Genomic DNA, 5,474 nt, shown 5'->3' with positions numbered 1-5,474 from the left:
CGACTGGACAACGGCGCCTGCCAGGGTTGCCATCAGGCGGGCTCGACCGCCGGCTTCCATTTCATCGGCCTCGACGATAAGACGACCTCACCGCTCAACCGCATCGAGGTCGGCATCTCGCCGCATCTCCACGCCGACATCCAGCGCCGCGTCGCCTGGTTGCACGCGACTGCCGACGGCAAGGAACCGAACCGCTTCCGCCCGCTGTCCTTCGCGCCGCCGGCGACATGGAACGATGCCGACGAAATTGCCTATTCGCCGGCCGAAATGGCGATGCCGTGCCTGATGCCGGAAGATGCGGCCCGCTTCGGCGCGACGTGGCAATGCGGCGGCGGCACGGTTTGCACGCCGCTGGCGACCGTGTCCGGCGTGCGCACCAAGCTGGCGCAATGCCTGCTGCCCAAGGATAGCGAAAGCATGTTCTCCGGCCATCCGTGCCTGACCGGCTCGATCGCCAGCAACCCGGCGCAGCCTTTCAATGACCGCTATACCATCACCGGCCAGATCGCGGCATTCGCACCAGGCATTTCGCGCGCCGGTTACACTTGCCGGCCGCCCAAGATCGGCGTTCCGGCCGGCATCGCCTATCGCGGCTGCAACGACAAGGATCGCAGCTTTGCCGCTTTCAAAACGGGCAAGCCGATGCCGAACGAGATTTGCGGACTGGTCGGCGGCAAAAAATTCGACACCTGCGTAGCGACCAATAATTTCGACCAGTGCCTCGGCGGCGCCGTCAATCGCGGCAATCGTCCCGCCTGCTCGGCCGACCATTTCTGCCGCGAGGATTACATGTGCCAGTCGCTGCCGCCCGATACACCCGGTATCGGCAAAGTGAAGGACATCGGCTTCTGCTCGCCGACTTATTTTATCTTCCAGATGCGCATCGACAATCACGCCACGCCATGGTCAGGCGCTGTCCGCGCGACGATGGGAGCCGGGTTTGGAGCGGCGGAAGCGGAATAGCTTGCGCCGACTGGGCATTAGCCACTGTAGTTCCAGGTGGATAGCTATCGATCGAGATAGTCGGCGATCTTCGATGTCCATTCGCCGTCGAAATGGCGGACATGTTCGGCGACGACCTCATCGCTCAGCAGGCTCGACAAGGCAGAAACCAGAACTGGTTCTATCTCTGGAGCCGAGCTAAATCCAAGAGCAGTCAAACGTTCGGACCAGGGCGGATGATCCGCGCTTTCGTTATCTGGCGCGTTCCAGGCCTTTTGCGCATATTCTTGCAGGATGGGAAGCCTCGACAGGTGACTGGCGGCCGCCAGAACTCTTTCGAGTGGTGGACGAGGCGGTACCATGGTGCCAAGCAGTTCACGTTTAAGCGGAATATACACTTGGTCATCGAAGAATGCACTGGCAGCACCAATCAGAAGCAGGGCGCGGGCCGCTTCATATGCGTCGCCGGACGTCGCTGCATGGCGATCTGCGTCAATTTCCGCCCGTCGCGACAACCGTATTTCTTCGCGCTCCAGCGTGCGCGACAGCGGACTAAGCATCCAGTAGAACAGGCTGCCTGAAACGCTTTTCCCTGGAGGAGCGAAGTCGAAGATTAGATCGAAGCTTTTCTCGAGTTCGGCCAGGTTGAGCCCGCCATTTGTATCTTTGTTTTTCAGATGGGCGTCCTCATGCGCCAAGATCGCCGCAAACCCTTTTTGGTCGGTCACAGCGAGCAATGGCAGCCCGATGGTGAGAACCGCCCTGCGGCCAAGCAAGCCTAGAAACGGCCGCTCTTCACCGACGCTGGCGTTGAGATCGTCGCTTAGGATGATTCTCGTTCGGCTGGCGCGGTGTTTGCCGGCAATACTCTCCCAGACAGCCCACAATTTCGGGGCTGATTCCCGAGTAATCCCGTCCACCTTGCTGGGTCGAAAACCGGCGAACAATGTCCCGATCAACAGAACGATGGCCAGCATCGCGGCCGGGATTGCAACAACGCCAGTCGCGATGACAGCGAGCGGATGCCGGTCGAGGAACCAGAACCACAGGAGTATTGGGCAGAACAGCGGCAGAGCGAAGAGCAGGATGGCAAACCTGCCGAAACGCGCTCCCACATAGAGGACCAGGCGCGACATCAACCCCTCACAGCGGAATATTATCGTGCTTCTTCCAGGGGTTTTGCATATCCTTGTTGCGCAGCATCCTGAGCGCGCGGGCGATGCGGCGGCGGGTCGAATGCGGCATGATCACCTCGTCGACATAGCCACGCTCGGCGGCAACGAAGGGTGACAGGAAGCGATCCTCGTAAGCTTTTGTGTGCGCTGCAATTTTCTCCGCGTCGCCGATATCCTTGCGATAGATGATCTCGACTGCGCCCCTGGCGCCCATCACCGCAATCTGCGCCGTTGGCCAGGCATAGTTCATGTCGCCGCGCAAATGCTTTGACGCCATAACGTCATAGGCGCCGCCATAGGCCTTTCTGGTGATGACGGTAATCTTTGGCACGGTAGCTTCGGCATAGGCGAACAGAAGCTTGGCGCCGTGCTTGATCAACCCGCCATATTCCTGCGCGGTGCCTGGCAGGAAGCCCGGCACGTCGACGAAGGTGACGATCGGGATCGAGAAGCAGTCGCAGAAGCGCACGAAACGCGCCGCCTTGCGGCTGGCATCCGAATCGAGCACGCCGGCCAGCACCATCGGCTGGTTGGCGACGAAGCCGACGGTGCGGCCCTCGATACGGCCGAAGCCGGTGACGATGTTTTTCGCAAAATTCTGCTGGATTTCGAAGAAGTCACCCTCGTCGGCAACTTTAAGGATCAACTCTTTGATGTCGTAGGGTTTGTTGGCATTGTCGGGGATCAGCCGGTCGAGCGACAGATCGTGATCGGTGACCGACTGGTAGCATTCGATCTCGGGAATTTCCGCCGTGTTGGAGGCGGGCAGCAGATCGACCAGCCGGCGCATCTGCAGCAGCGCCTCGACGTCATTGTCGTAGGCTCCGTCGGCGATAGAGGACTTCGTCGTGTGGACGGAGGCGCCGCCGAGGCTTTCGGCGGTCACCGTCTCGTTGGTGACGGTCTTCACCACATCCGGCCCGGTGACGAACATGTAGGAGGTATCGCGGACCATGAAGATGAAGTCGGTCATCGCTGGCGAATAGACGTCGCCGCCGGCGCAAGGGCCCATTATCAGCGAAATCTGTGGGATGACGCCGGAGGCTAGAACATTGCGCTGGAAGATCTCGGCATACCCGCCGAGCGCCGCCACGCCTTCCTGGATGCGGGCGCCGCCGGCGTCGTAAAGGCCGATGATCGGCGCGCGGTTGCGCAGCGCCATCTCCTGCACCTTGACCACCTTTTCGGCATGCGCCTCGGACAGCGAGCCGCCGAATACGGTGAAATCCTTGGCGAAAAGATAGACCGGGCGACCGTTGACGGTGCCCCAGCCGGTAACGACGCCGTCGCCGGCGATCTTGGTTTTCTCCATGCCGAAATCGGTCGAGCGGTGCTCGACATACATGTCGAACTCCTCGAACGAACCCTCGTCGAGAAAGACGTCTATGCGTTCGCGGGCGGTCAGCTTGCCTTTCTTGTGCTGGGCGTCGATGCGGGCCTGGCCGCCGCCCATGCGGGCGATCTCGCGGCGGCGCTCGAGTTCCTTCAGCACGTCCTTCATGACCGGTCTCCGAAACGGAAAGCTGGATTGTGGTAATCAGGCGCGCGAGAGAGCGCAAGCGCCGCTTCCTCATTGCTTTGCTGCGCTGCAGCATCAGGCCCCTTGCATTTCGATGCGAACTGGGCCATATGCGGCGGCATAGGCGCTTGGGCCGGGATAATCCGGCCTTCTCGACGAATGAGACTGGTTGCGTCTGTTTTCCCTCTTCCCGGCATATCGGCAAGGTGGCGAAAAAGCCCCGTGGCATGATGCCTGCGGGCACGACAGCGCAGCCGTGCGGACGATAACGTCCGCCCGCCTTGTCGTTTCATGACAATTTTCGACGGCAGGTTGCGCCCTGCCGCCATTGATGTTTGCGGCCAGGAGCCGCATGAAAGAAGAATATTTTGACCAATGAAAACACTTTGACCGGTAAGGACGCTGGGGAACTGAACGGTTTCGCCGCACTTGGAATTACCGGCGCACTGCTCAAGGCCACCAATGCCGCCGGCTTTACCGATCCGAAGCCGATCCAGGCCCAGGCGATCCCGCCGCAGCTCGAAGGCCGCGACATTTTCGGCATCGCCCAGACCGGCTCAGGCAAGACCGCGGCCTTCGCGCTGCCGATCCTGTCGAAGATCATCGCACTTGGCACCAAGCGCCGGCCGAAGACGGCCCGCGCACTGATCCTCGCGCCGACGCGCGAACTCGCCGTGCAGATCGAGGAGATGATCAAGCTGCTTGCCAAGGGCGCGCATGTCTCGACAGCGCTGGTGCTTGGCGGCGTCTCGCGCTTCAGCCAGGTGAAGAAGGTTGCCCCTGGCGTCGACATCCTGATCGCAACCCCCGGCCGGTTGACAGACCTGGTGCGTGAGGGCGACCTCGTGCTTGCCGACACCAAATGGCTGGTGCTGGATGAAGGCGACCGCATGCTCGACATGGGCTTCATCAACGACGTCAAGCGCATCGCCAGGGCGACGGCGCCGGACCGTCAGACGGTGCTGTTCTCGGCGACTATGCCGGCCGAGATCGCCGAACTGGCGAAAGGCCTGCTGAAGAACCCGATCCGCGTCGAAGTCGCTCCTCACAGCACCGCGGCCGCCGAGATCGTGCAGGGTGTCGTCTTTGCCCGCACCAAGCAGAAGCGCCAGGTGCTGGCCAACATGCTTGCCGATGAGGCGATGAAGTCGGTCATCATCTTCTCGCGCACCAAGCATGGCGCCGACAGGGTGACCAAGGATCTCGATCGCGACGGCTTCAAGGCCGCCGTCATCCACGGCAACAAGTCGCAGAATGCCCGCCAGAAGGCGCTCAACGATTTCCGTGAGGGTTCGGTGCGCATTCTCGTGGCGACCGACATTGCGGCACGCGGCATCGACGTGCCCGGCATCAGCCATGTGGTGAATTTCGACCTGCCGGACGAGGCGGAGAGCTATGTCCACCGCATCGGCCGCACCGGCCGCAACGGCATGGACGGCATCGCCATCACACTCTGCGACCCGTCTGAAAACAGCAAGCTGCGCCAGGTCGAGCGCATCATCCGCACCAAGCTGCCGATCGTTGCCGACCATCTCGGCAGCCCCGATCCTCAGCGCAATCCCGCCGAGAAGAACGAGCGCAGCTTCGAACCGGCCAATGATCGCAACGACCACAATGGCCGCCGCGACGGCAGGCGGCCCGGCGGCGCCAACAACGGCTTCGGCAAGAAGCGGTTCGGCGACAAGCCGGCCTTTGCGGGCGAGCGCAAGCCGGAAGGCGCCAAGCCCTTCAAGGGCAATAACAAGCGCCGCTTCGGCGGCAAGCGGCCAGCAGCGCGGGCCGCATAATCTGACCGTGTTGCGGTCGGCCAAGCCTGGCTTGGTCATTCACGATTGAAA

3 protein-coding genes and 1 pseudogene are annotated in these 5,474 nt (G+C 61.8%); 2 read left to right on the top strand and 2 right to left on the bottom strand.

The features are described 5' to 3' along the window. Window positions 1–963 (top strand): annotated as a pseudogene (locus E5W70_RS06290) (hypothetical protein); the annotation flags it as partial. A 44-nt stretch (window positions 964–1,007) separates the two neighbouring features. Here E5W70_RS06290 and E5W70_RS06285 read toward each other — a convergent pair. Then, window positions 1,008–2,078: a M48 family metallopeptidase gene (locus E5W70_RS06285; protein WP_292655382.1), complete on the bottom strand. Its 1,071-nt coding sequence runs from the start codon at window positions 2,076–2,078 to the stop codon at window positions 1,008–1,010. 7 nt (window positions 2,079–2,085) lie between these two features. Continuing rightward, entirely contained in the window at window positions 2,086–3,618 is a 1,533-nt protein-coding gene (locus tag E5W70_RS06280) for an acyl-CoA carboxylase subunit beta (protein WP_292655379.1), read from the bottom strand. A gap of 386 nt (window positions 3,619–4,004) precedes the next feature. Here E5W70_RS06280 and E5W70_RS06275 point away from each other — a divergent pair, with 386 nt between their 5' ends. Beyond that, a complete protein-coding gene (locus E5W70_RS06275; protein ID WP_292655376.1) occupies window positions 4,005–5,423 on the top strand; it encodes a DEAD/DEAH box helicase in 1,419 nt (472 codons plus the stop codon). Window positions 5,424–5,474: the final 51 nt, after the last annotated feature.

Source organism: Mesorhizobium sp. (genome assembly GCF_005063415.1).
In the GTDB taxonomy this organism is placed as follows: domain Bacteria; phylum Pseudomonadota; class Alphaproteobacteria; order Rhizobiales; family Rhizobiaceae; genus Mesorhizobium.
This window is presented reverse-complemented; position numbering and strand designations above follow the sequence as displayed.

What these genes read in the sequence shown, in the direction of transcription:
- E5W70_RS06285 (WP_292655382.1), bottom strand. Translation starts at nt 2,078, where the DNA reads ATGTCGCGCCTGGTCCTCTATGTGGGAGCGCGTTTCGGCAGGTTTGCC.
- E5W70_RS06280 (WP_292655379.1), bottom strand. Translation starts at nt 3,618, where the DNA reads ATGAAGGACGTGCTGAAGGAACTCGAGCGCCGCCGCGAGATCGCCCGC.